We start from the raw sequence: 19,158 nt of genomic DNA on the forward strand, positions 1-19,158 counted from the left end.
CGACCGCTCGCCGGGCAAGGTGTTGGGGGTGGCTCACGTCGTGCCGCGGCAGAGGCCGGGGTGGATGTACGGCGCCGCTCGTGATCCGGACGCGCGGTTCCCGAGCGACTTCGACCAATCGTCGGGCATGCTCCTCGCCCGCGTTGATCAACTGCCGATCTCTGTTCACCAACGGTTGGGAACGTCACGCCCGGCGGCCGACCGGAGGGTCGGCCGGAAGTCCGACAGGAGCCACGTGACCATGAATTCCAGACCGCCCGAAGCTCTGCTTCTCCGATCACCCCGCCTTGCCGCGACCGCTCTCGCCGTCGCTGCCTGCGGCACGTTGCTGGTGCCCGCCGCCACTGCCGCCCCCGGTGACGAGCCCTGGGCGGAGACCGCCTACCGCGGTGGCGTCGACGTCGTCGAAGGCCCCGACGAGAACCAGCAGGTCCTCGACGGCGTGGTCTTCGTCGACAAGGACCGGGACTCGGTTCGGGACACCAACGAGCAGGGCCTGGGCGGAGTGACCGTGTCCAACGGACGCGACGTCACCACCACCGACAGCCACGGCCGGTACGAGCTTCCGGTCTACGACAACATGACCGTCTTCGTCACTCAGCCCCGCGGCTACCAGGTGCCGGTCGACGAGGACAACGTCGCCCAGTTCTTCTACCACCACCTGCCCGAGGGCTCTCCGGAACTGAAGTACGGTGGCATCGCCCCGACCGGTCCGCTTCCGGACGAGGTGAACTTCCCGCTGGCCAAGAGCGCGCTCACCCGGTCCCCCGAGCAGCACTGCGCCATCGGCGCCGACGTGCAGACCTACAACCTGGAAGAGGTCGAGTACGCTCGCAACGGCGTCTTCGCCGACCTCGCCCAACGCACCGACTACGCCGGTTGCGGCGCCCTGTTCATCGGCGACGTCGTGGGTGACGATCTCTCGCTCTACTCGCGGACCCGCGAGCTGACCGGGATGCTCAACGGCCCGGCCCGCTTCCTGCCCGGCAACCACGACCTGGACTTCGACGCTCCGGAGAGCGAACACAACTTCGACACGTTCCGCGCCAAGCTCGGACCGGCGTACTACTCGTACGACTCGGGCAAGGCGCACATCGTCGCACTGAACTCGATCGAGTACCCCACCAAACGACCGGCCCGTAAGAGCGACTACACGTACGGTCTCGGTGAGCGGCAGCTCGAGTGGCTGCGCAGGGACATCGCACAGGTGCCGAAGGACCGCGTGATCGTGCTCGCCTCCCACAGCCCGCTACTCGAGTTCTACTACAGCGACTCCCACCGGACGAAGCAGCTTGAGGAGATCTACGAGATCCTCGAGGGCCGTGAGGTCGTGGCTGTCGCCGGGCACACCCACATGTCGGAGAACCTGCGTGAGGGTGACCTGATGGCCGGATGGAAGGACCTCGTCGGAGACGAGGGGCTGCCGTTCACCCATCTCACCGTCGGTGCGGTGTCGGGACATTGGTACGCGGGAAGGGTCCTGGAGGAAGGCTATCCGACTGCGATCCAGCGTGACGGCACTCCTCCCGGTGTGCTGACCCTGGACATCGAGAACGACAGGATCACGGAACGCTACACCGTCCGCGGCGCTGACGAGTCCTGGCAGTTGGCCCTGGGGCTGAACACCCCGCGCTACCGCGCCTGGTACGCCGAGAACGTCGGCAAGCCCCGTGGTTCGGCCCCGGCTCTCGGGAACCCGCTCACCGTCTCGAGGGACGATCTCGCGGGCACCACCTGGTTGACCACCAACTTCTGGATGGGCTCCACCGGCTCCACCGTCGAGGTCGAGATCGACGGTGGGGAACCCTTCGAAGCCGTCCGCACCCAGCGGATGCGGGGCGAGACCCCGCGCGTCGGGGCGGAATGGTCCGACCCGGCGGCGATCCAGGAGCAGTTCGTCCACGGCGGTGGCCTGGCCGATCGTTCCATGCACTTGTGGCGGCTCGAGCTGCCCGCCGACCTCGCCGTCGGCGAGCACACCGCCGAGGTGACCGCGACCGACGTCCACGGTCGGTCCTACACCGACACCCTCGTCTTCGAGGTGACCGAGTAGGGCGGTCCGTCGCGGACCGCTCCGTGCGGTGCCGGTATCGCGCAGGGCCACGGCTCGGCCTGGTACCGGCGCCGCACGAGAACTCGTGAGAGGGACCGGAACGGCAGGGAAGCCCCGGTGCCCGGGGTCGCGAGAACTTTCCGGGCGCAGAGTCCGCTGTGCCCGGAAACGGCTAGCACTCCATCGGTTCATCCGCCCTTCACTTCGGCGCTGGTGACCCGGTCCCGCCTGCGCCATAGTCTTCCTGCTCGTGACACTTGATCTCGGATCCTCGCCGCGGCGCAGATTCCTGTCTCTCACCGGCGCGGCCGCGGGACTGGCCATCGCGGGCACCCTGCCTGGTATCACGGCTTCGACCGCCTCCGGTGTCGAGAAGGAGGATCTGCGCGGGTACCCGTTCACCCTGGGCGTCGCAGCGGGCGACCCGCTGCCGGACGCGGTCGTGATCTGGACTCGTCTGGCGCTCGATCCGCTGGCGCCCTTCGGCGGTATGGCCGCGCGTCCGGTCGCCGTGCGCTGGCAGGTCGCCGAGGACGAGCGGTTCCGCACGATCGTCCGGTCCGGTGTCGCCGTGGCGCGCCGGGAAGCCTCCCACAGCGTGCACGTCGATGTGCGTGGTCTGCGCCCGTGGCGGCACTACTACTACCGGTTCCTGGTCGGCGGACAGGTCAGCCCGGTGGGCCGTATGCGCACGGCACCCGCCCCGTGGCAGTCGCCTGCGAGCCTGGCGTTCGCGTTCGCCTCCTGCCAGGCGTACTGGGACGGCTTCTACACCGCCTACCGCGACCTGGCCGCGCACGACCACGACGTCGTCTTCCACCTCGGCGACTACCTCTACGAGATCGGGGTCGGCACCGACGCCGGTGTCCGGCGGCAACCCGTTCCGGACGAGTTCGCGCGCGAGACCGTCACCCTCGACGAGTACCGCGGGCGGTACGCGCTGTACAAGAGCGATCCGGACTTGCAGGCCGCCCATGCCTCGGCAGCGTGGATCGTCACGATGGACGACCACGAGGTGGAGAACAACTGGGCGGGCCCGATCTCACAGGACGACGCACCTCGAGACGAGTTCCTCGTCCGCAGGGCCAACGCCTTCCGCGCGTGGTGGGAGCACATGCCGGTGCGGGCCGCGCAGTCGCCGTCCGGGCCGGACATCCGGCTCTACCGCCGGTTCCAGTACGGCACGCTCGCCCGGTTCAACCTGCTCGACACCCGTCAGTACCGCGACGACCAGGCGGCTGGTGACGGCACCAAGGCCCCGAATCCGGGCTCGCTGGATCCGAATCGGACGATCACGGGCAAGGAACAGGAGCGTTGGCTGCTCGACGGTATGGCGCAGCGCTCGGCCCGCTGGGAGGTGCTGGCGCACCAGACCGCCATCGCGCAACTCGACACCAAGGCCGGGCCGGAGGTCCTCGTGCCGATGGACACCTGGGACGGCTACGTGGCCTCACGCAAGCGGATCCTCGGCGGGGCGGCGGAACGGGGTGTGCGCAATCTGGTCAGCATCGCGGGCGACCTGCACCGCAGCGTGGTCTCCGAATTGCGTCCCGACTACGCCGACGACGCCTCACCGGTCGTGGGCACGGAGTTCGTGGGCACCTCGATCAGCTCCGCCGGGGACGGTGAGGATCTGGACGAGGGCGGGCGCACGATCCTCGCCGAGAATCCACACGTCAAGTTCGGCAACTTCCAGCGCGGCTACGTGCGGTGCGAGGTCGACCGGGCCCGGTGGGTGTCGGACTTCCGGGTCGTCGACCGGGTGACCGTGCCCGGCGGCACCGTGACGAGCCGGGCGAGGTTCGCCGTGGAGGACCGCGACCCCACCGTCCACACCGTCTGAACCGAGGAGTCATCACATGCGACGTTCCGTCTTCGCCGTCGCGGCCACTGCCGCGGTTCTGGGTCTCACTGTCGTGAGCCCCGCACAGAGCGCGTCGGGCGGCCGCCCGACGATCGAACTCACCGCGAGCCCGCAGCCGGTCGAGGTGGTCGGGTTGCCGTGCCTGCCGAGTTCCCTGACGCTCGGGATGACCAACACGGGCGGCCACGGCGTCTACGTCGACGCGGAATTGAACGCGAGCGGCCCGGTCGGGCTCGAGCGCGGCGTCGTCTCGTCGTGGCTACCGGCGTGGGATCCGGATCACACGGTGACCGCCCGGGTCGGCGTGACGGCGCCGCGGACCGCGGTTCCCGGCGACTACACGGTGACCGTGCGGGCCGATCGTACGCGGCTCACCGTGCCGGTGCGGGTGCTCCCGTTGCCCGGCAAGAAGGAAGGCGACAATCTCGCGCTGGGCGAGCAGGCGGCTGCGTCGTCCACACACGGCAATTTCCGGCTGTGCGGCGCGGTCGACGGAGACCGGAACCCGGACAACTGGTCGATCAGCACGGGTTGGAACGACGGCACCCGAAGCGTGTTTCCCGACGACTACTCGGTGGCACTCGGCCGGTCCGTGTCGATCGGCCGGATCGAGACGTACACCCTCGATTCGGCACGCTACCCGGCGGGCCGCTTCGGTATCCGAGACTTCGACGTGCAGGTGCGCACGGGTGGCGCATGGCAGACCGTGGACCGGGTCCGCGGCAACATCGCGGGCAAGGTGACCTCGACGTTCGATCCCGTCATCGCCGATGCCGTGCGCGTCGTGGTGCACGACTCCAACGACCATGCCTACTCCCGCATCATGGAGCTGGAGGTCTACTCCCGTTGACGCCTGTCGTGCCGCTGGTGCGGAGCGTGGCCTCGGCCGGAACGGTCCGCGTCGTGGCCGACCGACTCCGGGTCTCCGGGTGACGTCCTCGCGGTCAGCGCGGCGTAGGATCGAGGCGGCGGTTGAGCGGAGACATCGGGGCGGTGTTCGAGGTGGGTAATGCGAGTGATCGCCCGCGACGGGGAGTACGAGGTCGAGATCCAGCGGTCCCGGTTCCTGTGCACCGTCGCCCGGGTCACCGACGTCGCCGAGGCCGCCGCGGTGATCGCCCGTGTCCGGCGAGCCGGGCCGAACGCCAACCACCACTGCGTGGCCATGCGGATCGGTGACCCCCAAACCGGTGGGCTCACGGCTCGCAGCAACGACGACGGCGAGCCCTCGGGCACGGCGGGTGTGCCGATGTTGGAGGTGCTGACCCAGCGTGGCCTGACCGACGTCGTGGCCGTCGTGTCGCGCTGGTTCGGTGGTGTCAAGCTCGGCGCCGGTGGCCTGGTCCGTGCCTACTCGGGTGTACTCGCCGCGACGCTGGACACTGTCGGCGAGCTCCGCCGGGTCCGCCATCGGGAGTTGCTGCTGGCGGTCCCACACGACCGCGCCGGACGCTTGGAGAATCACCTGCGCAACTCGCCCTACCGTCTGCGGGGAGTGGACTACGGTCCGGACGTCACGTTCACCGTCGCCGTCACCGAAGCCGACGTAGCCGGGTTCGAGGCGTGGCTGGCCGAGCATTCCGGCACCGCGATCGACGTCATCGACGCCGGACCGTGCGACCTGTACCTGCCGTGATCCGGCCGCCGAACCACGTCTCATCACGAATGATCGGTCCACGCGGTGGAGCTCCCAGTGAGCTGTGAGGCCGGTCCCCTGAAGCGGCTCTCTGTTCTCGCCGGGGAGATGTCGGGGAACAACCCGGCGCCGGCACCCACAGGTGTGCGCCGAGGACTGTCCGACATGAGAGCTGACGGGCAGCGGACAGCCGCCGAAGGCCGTCAACGTGCGGCAGTAGGGTGGCGAGAAGCTGTGGCAGCCACAAGCCGACTCCTGCCGCAGGACAGGTCCGGGGCACGGCCCCGCAGTGCGGGGCGAGGCCCGGAACTTCATGAGGTCGCGACCCAGACACGCCCATCCCTCTAACTTGATCCGTTCCAGAGTGGTGCTCTAGGGTTTGCCGCGTGACGTCGGACTTCGAGGCCCAGCTGCGGGCGGTCTCGTTGCGTGTGACCCGCCCCCGCCTGGCGGTGCTGGCCGCGCTGCGCGACCACCCGCACGTCGACACCGAAACGGTGATCGAACTGGTGCGCGCCGATCACCCGACGGTGTCCCACCAGGCTGTCTACGACGTGCTGCGGGCCCTCACCGAAGCCGGGCTGGTGCGCCGCATCCAGCCGGCCGGCACGAACGCCCGCTACGAGTCACGGGTGGGCGACAATCACCACCACGTCGTCTGCCGCTCCTGCGGTGCGATCGCCGACGTCGATTGCACCGTCGGGCACGCCCCCTGTCTCACCGCCTCGGACGATCACGGCTTTGTGATCGACCAGGCGGAGGTCGTCTTTTGGGGCATCTGCCCCGACTGCTCGGCCGCTGCAGTTCCCGCGAAATCGCCAGCTCGGAAGGCAAGTAGATGAGCGATACCCAGGCCAGCACCCCCTCGAGTGCACAGGGGGTGGACAAGAAGGCGGCGGCCGGATGCCCGGTCGCGCACGACTCGGTGACCTCGCATGGCAGCGAGAGCGAGAACCCGGCCATCGACTCGCCGACGCCGAAGTCGAGTGGCCGTCCGCGCACCAATCGCGACTGGTGGCCTAACCAGCTCGACCTGTCGGTGCTGCGCGCGCACGACTCCAAGAGCAACCCGTTGGGCAAGGACTTCAACTACGCCAAGGAGTTCGCCAAGCTCGACGTCGAGGCCCTCAAGCGCGACATCGTGGAGGTGCTCACCACCTCGCAGGACTGGTGGCCCGCCGACTTCGGTCACTACGGCGGCCTGATGATCCGGATGAGCTGGCACGCCGCGGGCACCTACCGCATCCACGACGGCCGCGGCGGCGCCGGTGACGGCGCTCAGCGGTTCGCCCCGCTCAACAGCTGGCCCGACAACGCCAACCTGGACAAGGCGCGCCGACTGCTGTGGCCGGTCAAGCAGAAGTACGGCCAGAAGATCTCGTGGGCCGACCTGCTCGTGTTCGCCGGCAACGTCGCGCTGGAGTCCATGGGCTTCAAGACCTTCGGCTTCGGCTTCGGCCGGGAGGACGTCTGGGAGCCCGAGGAGATCTTCTGGGGTCCGGAGGACGACTGGCTGGGCGACGAGCGCTACGTCAGCGACACCGAGATGGTGCCCGAGCTGGGCGCGACCGAGATGGGCCTCATCTACGTCAACCCCGAGGGCCCCCGCGGCAGCGGGGACTTCCGGGCGGCGGCCCACTTCATCCGCGAGACGTTCGCCCGCATGGCGATGAACGACGAGGAGACCGTCGCTCTGATCGCCGGTGGCCACACCTTCGGCAAGACCCACGGCGCCGGTGTCGCCGACGACCACGTGGGCCCCGAGCCCGAGGCCGCCCCGCTGGAGGCGCAGGGCCTCGGCTGGATGAGCACCCACGGCAGCGGCAAGGGCCCGGACACGATCACCAGTGGCCTCGAGGTGACGTGGACCGACCGGCCGACCGAGTGGAGCAACCGCTTCTTCGAGATCCTCTTCGGCTACGAGTGGGAGCTCACGACGAGCCCGGGCGGCGGCAAGCAGTACGTCGCCAAGGACGCGCCGGAAATCATCCCGGACCCGTACGACCCGAACAAGAAGCACAAGCCGACCATGCTCACCACGGACCTGGCGCTGCGCTTCGACCCGATCTACGAGCCGATCTCCCGCCGGTTCCTGGAGAACCCCGACGAGTTCGCGCTGGCGTTCGCCAAGGCCTGGTACAAGCTGCTGCACCGCGACATGGGTCCGGTCACGCGCTACCTGGGCCCGTGGGTCGCCGAGCCGCAGCTGTGGCAGGACCCGGTTCCGCCCGTCGACCACGAGCTCGTGGGTGAGGCCGACATCGCCGCCCTGAAGGCGAAGGTCCTGGAGTCAGGCCTGTCCACCGCCGAGCTGGTCACCACCGCGTGGGCGTCGGCGGCGAGCTTCCGGTCCACCGACAAGCGCGGCGGCGCCAACGGCGCCCGGATCCGCCTGGAGCCGCAGCGCAACTGGGAGGTCAACCAGCCCGAGCAGCTCGCGCCGGTGCTGGAGAAGCTCGAGACCATCCAGCGCGAGTTCAACGAGGCCGGCGGCGCGAAGATCTCGCTGGCCGACCTGATCGTGCTGGCCGGTTCGGCCGCCGTCGAGAAGGCCGCGCGCGACGGGGGCGTCGAGGTGACCGTGCCGTTCCACCCGGGTCGCACCGACGCCACCCAGGAGCAGACCGACGTCGAGTCGTTCAAGGTGCTCGAGCCGCGCGCCGACGGGTTCCGCAACTACCTGCGTTCCGGGGAGAAGCTCCAGCCGGAGGTGCTGCTGGTCGACCGCGCCTACATGCTGAACCTGACCGCGCCGGAGATGACCGTCCTCGTCGGCGGCCTTCGCTCGCTGGGTGCCAACTACGGTGGCACCCGGCACGGTGTGCTCACCGAGCGGCCGGGCGTGCTCACCAACGACTTCTTCATCAACCTGCTCGCGCCGGGCACCAAGTGGAAGGCGTCGGAGTCGGAGGAGAACGTCTACGAGATCCGTGACCTGGCGACCGACGAGCTGAAGTGGACGGCCACCCCGGTCGACCTCATCTTCGGCTCGAACTCGCAGCTGCGGGCCCTCGCGGAGGTCTACGCCGGCGACGACGCGCGCGAGAAGTTCGTCAACGACTTCGTCGCGGCCTGGACGAAGGTCATGGAACTGGACCGGTTCGACCTGTCCTGATTCCGCTGTGCACGGGCGAGCCCGGCTGATCTCGTGGATCGGCCGGGCTCGTCCCGTTGCCCAGGTGTGGTCACCGACCGCACCCACCACCATATTCGGGCCCGGCGACATCGAGTTCCGGATGGGCTCCACCGGCTCCACTGGCGAGGTCGACCTCGGCAACGGTGAGCTGTACCTGGCGTGATCGACACAACTCGGAAGATCCCGCTCGGGCGTCGCGTACTCGATCAGCGTGTCACGTAGGTGCTCAGGAGAGCTTGGACCTCGTAGACGTCGACTCCCTTGCCGAACTGCTTCGTGATCGGCTCCGAGTTTCCGGAAAGCCAGATCTTCAGCTCGGCGTCGAGGTCGAAGGTACCGGCGGTCTCGACGGAGAAGTGGGTGATGCCGCGATACGGAATCGAGTGGTACTCGACCTTTCGGCCGGTCACACCCTGCTTGTCGACGAGGATCAGGCGCCGGTCGGTGAAGAGGAACGAGTCCCGGATCAGTTGGTAGGCGGCATGGATCTGCTCTCCCTGCGCCAGCAGCCGCCCGAACTCCCGCGTCGCCGCACGGGGATCGGTACGCGAAGCATTGCCCAGCATCCCGTCGAAAATGCCCATGTGAACCCCCACTGAAGATCCGCGCCGTGCGATCACGATAGCGAAAAACGGGTGCTCGGCGGTGGCCCTTGAGGGCCGTAGCAAGCACCCGGCGCCGGGAACGCGCTCAGCGACCCCGCATCGTGGACTGGCCGTAGGTGGTCACGGTGAAGGCGTCCCCGCTGGTCGCGTGGTCGCGGACGTGCCGCGCGACCACCGTTCCACGGGTGGTGCGTGGGCTTCCGTGACCCGTGAGCTCATGCGATCCGGGCGGGGGAACGTCACGGTCCCTTCGCACGTTGGGCTTTTCGTGGAGATTGTGACATCCGACCGGCTGGTCCTGCCCCTTGAAAACCGCGCACTGCTCGTGGTCGCCGGTCTGCCCGGGGCAGGCAAGAGCACCCTTCTGCGAGACGCCGCCGTCGACCCGGAGGTCACTCTGCTCGACACCGACCACGTGCGCGCGAGGTTGGCCGCGTTCTTCCCTGCGGGCACCGCCTACTCCTACTACCGGCCGCTCGTGCACGTGTTGCACATCCTGCGACTCGTGTCGGCCGCGATCCGTGCCCCTGGGCCGGTGGTGGTGCACGATCCGGCCACCGGCGCCATCGCCAGGGCGGCGTTCGTCGTACTCGGTGCTCTCACCGGGCGCAGCAGGCACCTGCTCTGGATCGACTGCACGGTGAACGAGGCTCTGGCAGGGCAGCACCACCGTGGCCGGGTTCTCCTCGGCTGGTCGTTCGCGCGGCACGCTCGCAACGCGGCCCGGCTGCGCCGTCGCCTGCTCGCCGGTGCCGTACTCGCGAGCTGGCGCAACGTGACCATGACCGACCGTCAGGGGGCCCGGCGAGGCATGCGGATCGTGCGGACGGAACCGCACCGGAGGGGGCGTCAGTAGCTCACGCGTGCCACGGGACCCCGTGAGGAATCCGGATGGCGGCCCAGAGACGGGAACGATGTCGGTAGCCGACAACGCGGGTCCTGTCCGGCAGAGTTGGCGCGGGAACACGGACCTCCCAGACCCGTCGTGCGAGTAACCGTGCGAAACAGCCACGTCGGCAGAGCGGTCCGGGAACGTGCGAACCGTCCTGCACCGAGCGCATCCGGCACGGCTCGTGGCCGTTCTCGGGCAGAGGTGGCTCGCGAGCCGAGGTCGCTGAGCGCCCGCGATCCCGCGAGTCCGTGTGTCGGTGACCACCAACCCCAGGGGATCGGGTGACGTCGTCGACGTGAGGGCGAGGTCACCACGCGCTCATGCGGAGGTTCTCCGCTGACGGGGTCTGCGGTGTTCGTGGCTACGGGGTGATAGCGGTGGCTGCTTCGGCGGTGGCCTGGAGGACCGCTGCGGAGGGATTTCCGGTGAGTGGTTCGGTCTCGGCGAGGACCACTGACCGCCCCCTGGTCTTCGAGTCGTAGTGGTGACCGGTGAACGGCACGAGTGGTGCGATCGGGTGGATGTCGCCGGTGCCGTGTTCGTCGATGAGGCGACGGAATCGCCGAGCCTGTGACGTTCGCCGCATGGTCACCTTGGAAACGGCCACCAGCATCGTGTTGCCTGCCTCATCGGTGACCGGGTACTGCCAACGTTCGAGGCTTCGGCAGGGCGTGGTGAGGAAGAATCGCTGCACTTGCCCGAAGGTGAAAGAGACGCACTCGACGGCGTTCTCATGTCGCTCCGGACCTTTGCGCATCCGGAGCTGTTTCCAGGCGCTCTGGGAATTGCCCTGCCTCGCCATCCGTTTCGCCCTGGGGAGGTGGGACTCGATGTTGCGGACCACGGCGGACTCGGCCGCGGACAAGGTGGCGGAGCCACCCGACGATCCACCCACCGTGGAAAAGCCGCCAATCCCGCCCGACGCACCGAGCGCCACCGCGGTGCCGACCGCCAGCGCGACCGGTGCGCCCCGCCCTTTCGTTCTGTTGACTGGAACTCTTCTTCCATCCGGTAGCGTCACCCATCTTTGTTCGGCCATCGTCCTCCTCTCGTCGGTGTAACGAGATTCTTGGTCAGCTGGCTGGGAACCTCGGGGAAACCGGGTTGCCACACCCGAAAGGAGTAGCAAGGAGCGACTCGTTGACGGCTGCTCCGGACCAGTGACGCCGAACGACGCGCAGCCTGCTCGCAGGTGAGGTGGTCGTCGGAACGGGCCGGTCTGCGGCGAACCGTTGACACGAACCTCTCACTCGCGTTCGCTTGGTTCCGCGGACGCTCCTTTCGCCTTCGATCCGGGTCCCCTCTCCGAGCAGGCTCACCGCACCCGGTAGGGGACCGCCTGACCACCGCTCCCTGATCGAACGCCAACGTGTCAAAAGCTCGGAATCCCGGTCCCGCAGGTTTTCGGCAGATGGCATTGGTCGAGAACCGATGCGCGCATCGGCACGAGACCACTCAGCACGCCGTTTCCGAAAACGGCATGACATGAAACGATCCGTGAATGACCACCCGTCCGTCCGAAGCCCGGTGACTCCGTGCCGATGGGGCCACGTGTGTGGGGTCAAGAACCCGTCACAACCACAGCGTGGTCAGCGGTTCCCAACCGTCCTCTACGCGCGGTGACCGGAACCGGCCCCGATCGCCTCGAGGCCAGTTCCACGGACGGCCGCTGATGCTGATCCAGTAGCTCCCGGGCGAGCCCGTGTGTCCTCGATGTCGACCATTGTGCGATCGCTAGGTGAACGACCGGGTCAGCGACTCAACAGTTCCCCGAGTGTCTTCGCCGTGTCCGGATACCGACCGACCAGGCTGACGCCGCTCGTGCCACTACTGCCCTCCCAGGTGGCGTCACAACAGAGGAGATTCGCGACCGCGTCACAGGTTGCCGGGTAGGCAGCCAACAGTGAGACACCACGGCTGCGTTGCGCACGCGGTGCGGCCGGGATGACATCTTCCGCCAGCCACGGCGGCACCCACTCGTCGAGTTCCGCGAGCCTGCTGGGGAAGATTCGATCGGACTCGCGAATCAGCAGCGGAGCCAGCTCGGTGCCTCCGGCCCTCAACGTGGTGATCAGGATCGGCAGCCACGGCAGCAGAACGTGATCCGGCAGCCGGGCGAACGCGTTCGACACCACCTCCACCACGAAGTCCACCAGACCCGGCACGGGTTCCAGGGCGTGCACGAACCCGCTGAGGTACCGCGGATACGCGGGCAGCACCAGCGGGTTGTCCAGCAGCTCGTCGCATGTCGCGCGCAACTCAGCCCGGGTGAGTTTTCCGAGCTGCACCTGCGCCGACCACAACAACGCCACCTTCGCCGGTTCCTCCGGGTGAGACTGTGACACCGCCAGTTCCAGCTGTGCCCGGTCGCAGCCCAGCGACAGCGCCAGGCCTTCCATGCTGAACAGGAAGCCCAGCATCGCGGCTACCTGATCGACACTCGTGTGCTCGTCGGTGAACGCGGTCGGCAGCAGGGTGCAGTAGTGCGCGTAACCGGCTTTGACGAAGGACTCGATCCACGGGGGCAACACCGGTTCGCTGGTTCGGTAGAACGCCAACAGCCGCCGCACCCGCCGCAGCACCTCCGGTGCACCGTCAACGCTGCGTTCGGTCGCCAGGACCTGCAGCGCTCGGGTTCCCAGCTCGTCGGCGAGTCGGGAACCGCGCAGGTACAGGGTCGCGTCCTCGACGGCCGCCAGCACGGTCGCCGCGGTCGACCGCGAGTCGTAGGCGCTCCGTCGCAGGCGTTGCTCCATCACCTGCTCGACGCTGACGCCCTCGTAACCCAGCTCGATGAGTGCTCGCTGGTGCGTGCCCAGCGCGAGGTCCCACGACTCCTGGATCGGGCGTTCACCCAGCCGCCGTTGCCCCATGATCGGCCGTGCCGCGCCGTGCGGCAACAGATACCGCAACATCCACAGCAGGTCCGAGCACGGTTCCAGTTCCGGGTTCGACGCGATGTCGAGCAACGCCCGTTGCACGCCGCGTCGCTGCAGGGAGAGCTTCAACGGCGCGAGCCGGTCGTGAACGTCGCGGGCCAGGGGTGGCAGCGCGTCGTAGCCGACCTGGCCCAGCCGGTCGCCGCCCATCATGATTTCGACGATGCGGCGCACGTCCCGGCGTCCCGGCACGGCGTCCTTCTCGAGACACGTGATCGCCGCGTCCTGGAAGTCGTACGGGGTGGGCTTGATCCGGTCGCGCATCCCCGCGAGGAGGATCGACGTCTCGAACACGGCAATGGCGTCGGCGGTCGCGGCGAGGTAACCGTTGCGGCGCGCGGCCCGTACGACCTCCACGGACCAGTCCAGCAGTTCGGCTTCGTCCAAGCGGTCGAGCACAGGTGGCCGTTGCAGGAAGCCGGTCAGGTTGTCCGACGGCGTGAGGGCCGGCGCGGGGTCAGGAAGCGCCTTGGTCTTCTTCCGCTTGCCACCGCCGAGTTGCCCCGCCAGCCGGAACGGCTTCACTCGAGAGCGCTTGACGTTCTTCGCCCACTCCGTCGCAGCGATCGACACCGAGCCGGGAGCCAAACCGAACTGTGCCTCGATGGCCGCATGGCTGGATGGGATCAGCCCGTACTGCCACGTGCTCGCGCTTCTGGGGCTGATGCCGAAGGTGTCGGTGCCGTCGACGCCGAACTCCGCGACCCGGCTGGCGGCGTGGAACGCGCCACACACGTAAAGGCCGTCCTCCGGCGCACCACCGGTCGTCGCGAGGTGCTCCCGTATGCGTGTCCACATGTACCGTTCGCGGTCCTCGTCCACCCGGATCCGGTGCGAGTCCCCGGGTGCGAGACGCCGGAACAGACTGCCGATCAGGAACATCACCTGCCGGTAGGTGTCGTGGTCACTGTCCCCGAGCGGCAGTTCGACGTACTGGTGCCACCACTCCGACCAGTGCCGCACCCTACCGTGGTGCAGCAGGTGCTCCTCCAGCTCGGCGAACCGCGGCCGCAGATCACCGAGTTCGACGCCGATCGCGTCGCCGTGCAGCGCCTCCTCCTCGCGTGGCGCCGTATCCGGGTCGGCGGGCCTCGTGTCCGGCGGCGTCCGTCTCCGTTCCCACTGAAAGACGTGATCGGACGACCGGTCGACCAGGACCAGCTCGACGCCAGGCGTGTCCAACGCGTACGCGATCGCCTGGTACTCCGCCGAGGCCTCGGTGATCGGCGCGACCACCGACAGCGGAGCCCACTCGGGCGGAAACCCGTCGACCTCGCTCGCGAACGCCTGCACCGCGACCGGAAGCCGGCAGTTGCGGAGTTCGGTCAACAGCGGTGCCATGTCCTCGCACAGCTCCAGGTAGACCACCTTCGGCTGCTTCTCCCGCAGCCGGCGGGCCATCGCGGTGGCCGACGCGGGCGAGTGATGACAAACCGGGAAGATCTCCAACCGTTCCCGGATCGCGCGGTCGACGTCGTCGACGATGCCGAGCAGGAGTCCCTCCAGGGCGTCCGGCCCGTCCGCGAACGCGGCGGCGGCCTCCCGTAGCTGCGTGCGCAGCGCATCGAACTCGGTCATGACAGGGTGGCGATCGCGTCGCGGCCGCCCTCCAGGAAGTCCGGCCAGTCTCCACCTTCGTCTTTGCTGCGCGGCTCGACGACACCGTGCAGGTACTTGTTCAGGATGGCGAGGTCCTCGGGTTCACGCCGCGCCAGCGAGCCGACGAGGGAGGAGGCGAGGGTGCGGGCGGTCAGCGCGCGCTCGCCGAAGAAGTTGCTGTGCAGGATCGCGTCCTCCAACACACCGATCTGTTCGGCGGTGGACAACGCGGACTCCAGCTTCTCGTCGTCGCTGCCCGCAGAGGCAGCCGAAGCGCGCAGGTCGGCGAAGCTGCGCAGCAGCACGTCCAGCAGCGTCGGCGGCACGTCCAGCTCGATCTGGTGGCGACGCAGCAGCTCTTCGGTGCGGAAACGGACGATCTCCGCCTCGCTCTTCTTGTTCGTCACCACCGGAATGCGCACGAAGTTGAACCGACGCTTCAACGCCGAGGACAGATCGTTGACACCGCGGTCCCGACTGTTGGCGGTCGCGATGATGGAGAAGCCGGGCTTGGCGAACACGATGTTGTCGCTGTCCAGCTCGGGCACCGAGATGTACTTCTCCGACAGAATCGAGATCAGTGCGTCCTGCACGTCGCTCGTGGAACGGGTCAGTTCCTCGAAGCGGCCGATGGCACCCTGTTCCATCGCGGTCATGATCGGTGACGGGATCATCGACTCCCGCGACTGGCCCTTCGCGATGACCATCGACACGTTCCACGAGTACTTGATCTGGTCCTCGGTGGTGCCGGCCGTGCCCTGCACCACGAGCGTCGAGTTCCGCGAGATCGCGGCGGCCAGCAGTTCGGCCAACCAGCTCTTGCCGGTGCCCGGGTCACCGATCAGCAGGAGGCCGCGGTCGGACGCCAGCGTGACGATGGCCCGCTCGACGAAACTGCGGTCGCCGAACCACTTCTGCGAGATCTCCCTGTCCAGACCGTCGGCCCGCTCGGAGCCCAGAATGAACAGGCGGACCATCTTCGGAGACAGTCGCCAGGCGAACGGTTTAGGGCTGTCGTCGATCGACTCCAGCCAGTCCAACTCCTCCGCATACTTGACCTCGGCGGGAGCGCGCAACAAGTCCGACATGCACAAGACCTTTCTGTGTCAGGCGGTGAGGAAAGCTTTGAGTTCGTGCACGAGTCTGCTGACATGGCCGGAGATCACCGGCGTGCCGAGATCCTTGAAACGTTCCCGGAACCAGGGGTTGACAGCACCACGGCCGGTGCTGCTCACCGAACCGACGGGAATGAACTTCGAGCCGGACCGATGAATCGCGGTCATGGAGTCGAACAGCTGCTCGACTCGCGATTCGTAGAAGTCCGAGATCCACACGACGACGGTGTTACGCGGTTCGGGGATCTTCGGTCGGAGCAGCTCCATGGCCACCATGCCGTCGGTTCCGCCGCCGAGGTTGGTCCGCAACAGCGTTTCGAACGGGTCATGGACCCAGGGCGTGAGATCGAGAGCTTGTGTGTCGTAGGCGAGAAGGTGTACGTCCACCTTCGGTAGCCCCGCGAAGATGGACGCGAGGATCGCGCAGTTGACCATCGAGTCGACCATCGACCCTGACTGGTCGACGACCGCGATCAACCGCTGCGGCGTCGTCTTACGTGCGGTATGGCGATAGTAGAGCCGATCGACATGGAGCCGTTCCTCGTCGGGGCTCCAGTTGACCAGGTTCTTCCAGATCGTGCGGTCGACGTCGAGGTTGCGGAACACCCGTTTCGGCGGAACCGAACGATCCGCTGTGCCGACGGACGCCTTCGCCACCTCGGTGCGCAGGACCTCGGCGACCTCGTCGACGAACCGGCGGATCAGTGCCTTGGCGTTGGCGAGCGCCATCCCGGAGAGGTTGTTCTTGTCACGCAGCAGCTGCTCGATCAGCGACATACTCGGGGTCAGGTGTGCGGCCAGTGCGGGATCAGCGAGGACCTCGCGCAGGTGCATGCGCTTGATGAGGTCGGCCTCGAGATTCGCCAACTCAGGGCCGATGTCCGGGAGCAGCGTGTCGAGGTCGGAGCTCGTCCCACCACCGCTGGTCCTCTGCCCCGAACGGCCGCCGCGCAGGCTCCCCGGTGCACACCCCAGCGCTCGTTCGAGCCAGCCGGTGTCGGCCTGCCATTGCGACAGCTGTTCGGCGGTCACCGTGCCGGAGCGGTTGGCGAACACGTTGAGCAGCACCTTCGAGACGAGTGCCGCGCGCGACACCTCGGCGGCGCCGTCGCGTTCCGCATCGGGGTCCCGTACCATCAGGTGATCGAACTCCGCGGCCAGTTCGGGGTGACGCTGCACCACCGCGTCGACGGACACGTGAGGGTCCAGCAGCGCGCTCGGCAGGCCGATGTCGTCGACGACGGCGACACTTGCCGCCTCCAGGGACGCCCGCTCCTCAGGATCGAAGAGCCGCGCCAGGAGCCGCCAGTACAGGACCTGGCGCCGGTTGTCGTGGGACGTCACTTGCGCAACAACCTTCCCGCCCGCTCCCGCAGCACCGTGACGGCGGTGGTAGCGGCCTTCTCGGCCTTGATGCCGTTCTTGTCGGTGGTACCCCCGGCCCACGCTCCAGCCTGGACCGCAACACCCTTCTTCCGCTTGACCGTGGTTTCCACAGCGAGCGGCTGGACGACGAACGTGCCGTCATCCCAGCGGAGCAGTCCGATACACGCGGTCGACGCGGCGACTCCGTCAGGGGTGAGCGGCCCAGCGACCGGGAGACGGTCGGTCTCCACGGACAACCGATGCCCGGCGACAGTGAACGTCAGCACGTCGTCGTCTTCGTCAGCGGTGTAGCCCTCCAGGAAGACCGGCACGGCGATGTGGGCAGGGTGTCGGTTCAGCGGAGCGGTCGCCGAGGTGGTCGCGGTGGGCAACACCACGCGTGCGGTGGTGAACGGCTCGGCGGGTTCCCCGGGGCGGGCGTGCTCATCGCTCCAGAGCAGATCGCCTTCGGAGGTGAGTGGCATGCCGTCGACGTCCATCGACCGGCCCTCACTGACGGCGGTCAGAAGTGACAGGTGCGGGCGCAGCAGCTGCCAGATGCCGGCGCTGACGACGGAGTCGGGTTTCGGCGCCGACACACTGGCACGCACGAGCCGGGGTGTGCCGCCGTCCTCGGGTTCGAAGACGGCGTGCACCTGTGCCTGCGCGGCTGTGGCGTGCTCGTGCATGTCCACACCCAGTGGCAGGAGTCGTCCGGTGACCGTTTCGATCGCGGGCACGTCGGCCGCGCCGGGCAGTGTCAACACCATTGCGCGAGACCACAGATCACCCCAGCGGCGAACCGGGACGCGGTCGAGCATTGTGTCGGGACAGGAAGCGGCGAGTTCCGCGGCGAAGCCGTCGAGCAGCACAGCGAGACGGCGTAGCTCCGGATCGGGCAACATCGCGGAGACGACCTGAGCCGATCCGGACACCAGGTCATGATCGATGCCCCGCCACCCGGTGCGAGCCACATCGGACAGCCAGGACCGTGCCGCCCCAAGGAGGTTCGGCATCTGCCGCTGCCCGGGCTCGCTCGCGATCTCCTCGCCACGCGGACGGCCTGTGGCCTCGTCGATCCGTGCCACCAACGCGTCGTGGACCGAGCCGAGCAGTGCGGTGCGGGCGGCGGCGATCACGACGAGGTGATCCTCGCTCGCAGCGCCCACCGCCACCTTCTCCACGGCTTCGGCGACCGGGCCGGCGAGCGGTGTGCCTGCGACACCGTCCGCCAACTCGGTCAGTGCCGCGACCTGGTCGGGCTGCGGACGCAGCAGCCCGTCGACGAGTGTCCGATCACAGGCATCGACCACCGCCAACGCCTCGCCGAGTCCGGCGATATCCCCGGCGAGCAGGTCGGCCCGCATCACACCACCGCCCTGGTCGGCGGGAACCACTGCATCTCAGGCAATGGCGCGGTGGTCGGAGTGAGCTCCAGGTAGGCGAGGTGACGTAGAAACCTGCTGAAAACGGTCGCGGCGGCGCTGCTGTCTGCCGGTGTGGGCTGGGTGTTACTCATCTCCAGGGCGATCAGCTGTCCGGTCACCTCGTCAGCGACGTCGACCCGCAGATAACGGGCAACCCGCTCGCCGCCGTACTGCAGCACCGCCTCGTTGAGCAGGGCCGGAATGTGGTTGCAGAACGTACCCCGCGCACCACCACAGGGCCGATTGTTGTTGGTACTGCAGGAAAAGGCGTAACTGCTCGCCTCCACTGAGGAGACGTAGACCCGCCCGAGATCCGATCCGCTCGACACCACACCCTGCACACGCCCGTCGGTCAACTCGACGAACGGGACCTTGGCCAGCTTGCGTGGGCGAGCGGGCAGTAACACCCGCGCCGTGCTGGATCTCTCCCAAACGGACAACGCACTATCTCCCTTGGCTCACACCGCTCACCGTGCTCCCCGGCGAGGCTCCACAGGAGACTATCGGCCACCACCGACAATTCTGCT

The 19,158-nt window shown here is 68.0% G+C and carries 14 protein-coding genes; 7 read left to right on the forward strand and 7 right to left on the reverse strand.

Features of this window, described 5'->3' with window-relative positions:
- Positions 1-241 precede the first annotated feature (241 nt).
- The 6 genes from SACCYDRAFT_RS10325 to katG all read left to right on the forward strand — a co-directional run bounded on the left by SACCYDRAFT_RS10325 (position 242) and on the right by katG (position 8,668).
- The gene (locus SACCYDRAFT_RS10325; protein ID WP_005455945.1) at positions 242-2,053 is read left to right on the forward strand and encodes a calcineurin-like phosphoesterase C-terminal domain-containing protein; all 1,812 of its coding nucleotides are present in this window, start codon (positions 242-244) and stop codon (positions 2,051-2,053) included.
- A 250-nt stretch (positions 2,054-2,303) separates the two neighbouring features.
- Positions 2,304-3,896: an alkaline phosphatase D family protein gene (locus SACCYDRAFT_RS10330; protein ID WP_005455947.1), complete on the forward strand. Its 1,593-nt coding sequence runs from the start codon at positions 2,304-2,306 to the stop codon at positions 3,894-3,896.
- A gap of 16 nt (positions 3,897-3,912) precedes the next feature.
- Positions 3,913-4,767, forward strand: a complete 855-nt coding sequence (locus tag SACCYDRAFT_RS10335) for a galactose-binding domain-containing protein (protein ID WP_005455951.1) — start codon at positions 3,913-3,915, stop codon at positions 4,765-4,767.
- Between the two features lie 159 nt (positions 4,768-4,926).
- A complete protein-coding gene (locus SACCYDRAFT_RS10340) occupies positions 4,927-5,553 on the forward strand; it encodes an IMPACT family protein (protein WP_005455953.1) in 627 nt (208 codons plus the stop codon).
- A gap of 386 nt (positions 5,554-5,939) precedes the next feature.
- A complete protein-coding gene (locus SACCYDRAFT_RS10345; protein ID WP_005455955.1) occupies positions 5,940-6,395 on the forward strand; it encodes a Fur family transcriptional regulator in 456 nt (151 codons plus the stop codon).
- Positions 6,392-8,668: a catalase/peroxidase HPI gene (katG, locus tag SACCYDRAFT_RS10350; RefSeq protein WP_005455957.1), complete on the forward strand. Its 2,277-nt coding sequence runs from the start codon at positions 6,392-6,394 to the stop codon at positions 8,666-8,668. The genes SACCYDRAFT_RS10345 and katG overlap by 4 nt, the downstream gene beginning before the upstream one ends.
- Before the next feature lie 227 nt (positions 8,669-8,895).
- On the opposite strand, the gene SACCYDRAFT_RS10355 is transcribed toward katG, so the two are convergent.
- Positions 8,896-9,273, reverse strand: coding sequence for a PH domain-containing protein (locus SACCYDRAFT_RS10355; RefSeq protein WP_005455959.1), 378 nt, complete (start codon positions 9,271-9,273; stop codon positions 8,896-8,898).
- A gap of 289 nt (positions 9,274-9,562) precedes the next feature.
- Here SACCYDRAFT_RS10355 and SACCYDRAFT_RS10360 point away from each other — a divergent pair, with 289 nt between their 5' ends.
- On the forward strand, positions 9,563-10,150 hold the full coding sequence (locus SACCYDRAFT_RS10360) for an AAA family ATPase (RefSeq protein WP_043537192.1): 588 nt from the start codon (positions 9,563-9,565) through the stop codon (positions 10,148-10,150).
- A 397-nt stretch (positions 10,151-10,547) separates the two neighbouring features.
- On the opposite strand, the gene SACCYDRAFT_RS10365 is transcribed toward SACCYDRAFT_RS10360, so the two are convergent.
- From SACCYDRAFT_RS10365 to SACCYDRAFT_RS27350, 6 genes are all read right to left on the reverse strand, one after another.
- Positions 10,548-11,225, reverse strand: a complete 678-nt coding sequence (locus SACCYDRAFT_RS10365; RefSeq protein WP_005455964.1) for a hypothetical protein — start codon at positions 11,223-11,225, stop codon at positions 10,548-10,550.
- Between the two features lie 712 nt (positions 11,226-11,937).
- Positions 11,938-14,703 (reverse strand): DUF5682 family protein, encoded by a 2,766-nt coding sequence (locus tag SACCYDRAFT_RS10370; protein WP_005455966.1) that lies wholly within the window; start codon positions 14,701-14,703, stop codon positions 11,938-11,940.
- A complete protein-coding gene (locus SACCYDRAFT_RS10375) occupies positions 14,700-15,812 on the reverse strand; it encodes an ATP-binding protein (protein ID WP_005455968.1) in 1,113 nt (370 codons plus the stop codon). The genes SACCYDRAFT_RS10370 and SACCYDRAFT_RS10375 overlap by 4 nt, the downstream gene beginning before the upstream one ends.
- Positions 15,813-15,830: 18 nt before the next feature.
- Positions 15,831-17,183, reverse strand: a complete 1,353-nt coding sequence (locus SACCYDRAFT_RS10380; RefSeq protein ID WP_005455970.1) for a VWA domain-containing protein — start codon at positions 17,181-17,183, stop codon at positions 15,831-15,833.
- A complete protein-coding gene (locus SACCYDRAFT_RS10385; protein ID WP_005455972.1) occupies positions 17,180-18,601 on the reverse strand; it encodes a hypothetical protein in 1,422 nt (473 codons plus the stop codon). Before SACCYDRAFT_RS10385 ends, SACCYDRAFT_RS10380 begins: the two co-directional genes overlap by 4 nt.
- Positions 18,571-19,038, reverse strand: a complete 468-nt coding sequence (locus tag SACCYDRAFT_RS27350) for a hypothetical protein (RefSeq protein WP_043536357.1) — start codon at positions 19,036-19,038, stop codon at positions 18,571-18,573. The genes SACCYDRAFT_RS10385 and SACCYDRAFT_RS27350 overlap by 31 nt, the downstream gene beginning before the upstream one ends.
- Between the last annotated feature and the right edge of the window lie 120 nt (positions 19,039-19,158).

The organism is Saccharomonospora cyanea NA-134 (genome assembly GCF_000244975.1).
In the GTDB taxonomy this organism is placed as follows: Bacteria; Actinomycetota; Actinomycetes; order Mycobacteriales; family Pseudonocardiaceae; genus Saccharomonospora; species Saccharomonospora cyanea.

What these genes read in the sequence shown, in the direction of transcription:
- SACCYDRAFT_RS10325 (WP_005455945.1), top strand. Translation starts at nt 242, where the DNA reads ATGAATTCCAGACCGCCCGAAGCTCTGCTTCTCCGATCACCCCGCCTT.
- SACCYDRAFT_RS10335 (WP_005455951.1), top strand. Translation starts at nt 3,913, where the DNA reads ATGCGACGTTCCGTCTTCGCCGTCGCGGCCACTGCCGCGGTTCTGGGT.
- SACCYDRAFT_RS10340 (WP_005455953.1), top strand. Translation starts at nt 4,927, where the DNA reads ATGCGAGTGATCGCCCGCGACGGGGAGTACGAGGTCGAGATCCAGCGG.
- katG (WP_005455957.1), top strand. Translation starts at nt 6,392, where the DNA reads ATGAGCGATACCCAGGCCAGCACCCCCTCGAGTGCACAGGGGGTGGAC.
- SACCYDRAFT_RS10355 (WP_005455959.1), bottom strand. Translation starts at nt 9,273, where the DNA reads ATGGGCATTTTCGACGGGATGCTGGGCAATGCTTCGCGTACCGATCCC.
- SACCYDRAFT_RS10365 (WP_005455964.1), bottom strand. Translation starts at nt 11,225, where the DNA reads ATGGCCGAACAAAGATGGGTGACGCTACCGGATGGAAGAAGAGTTCCA.
- SACCYDRAFT_RS10370 (WP_005455966.1), bottom strand. Translation starts at nt 14,703, where the DNA reads ATGACCGAGTTCGATGCGCTGCGCACGCAGCTACGGGAGGCCGCCGCC.
- SACCYDRAFT_RS10375 (WP_005455968.1), bottom strand. Translation starts at nt 15,812, where the DNA reads ATGTCGGACTTGTTGCGCGCTCCCGCCGAGGTCAAGTATGCGGAGGAG.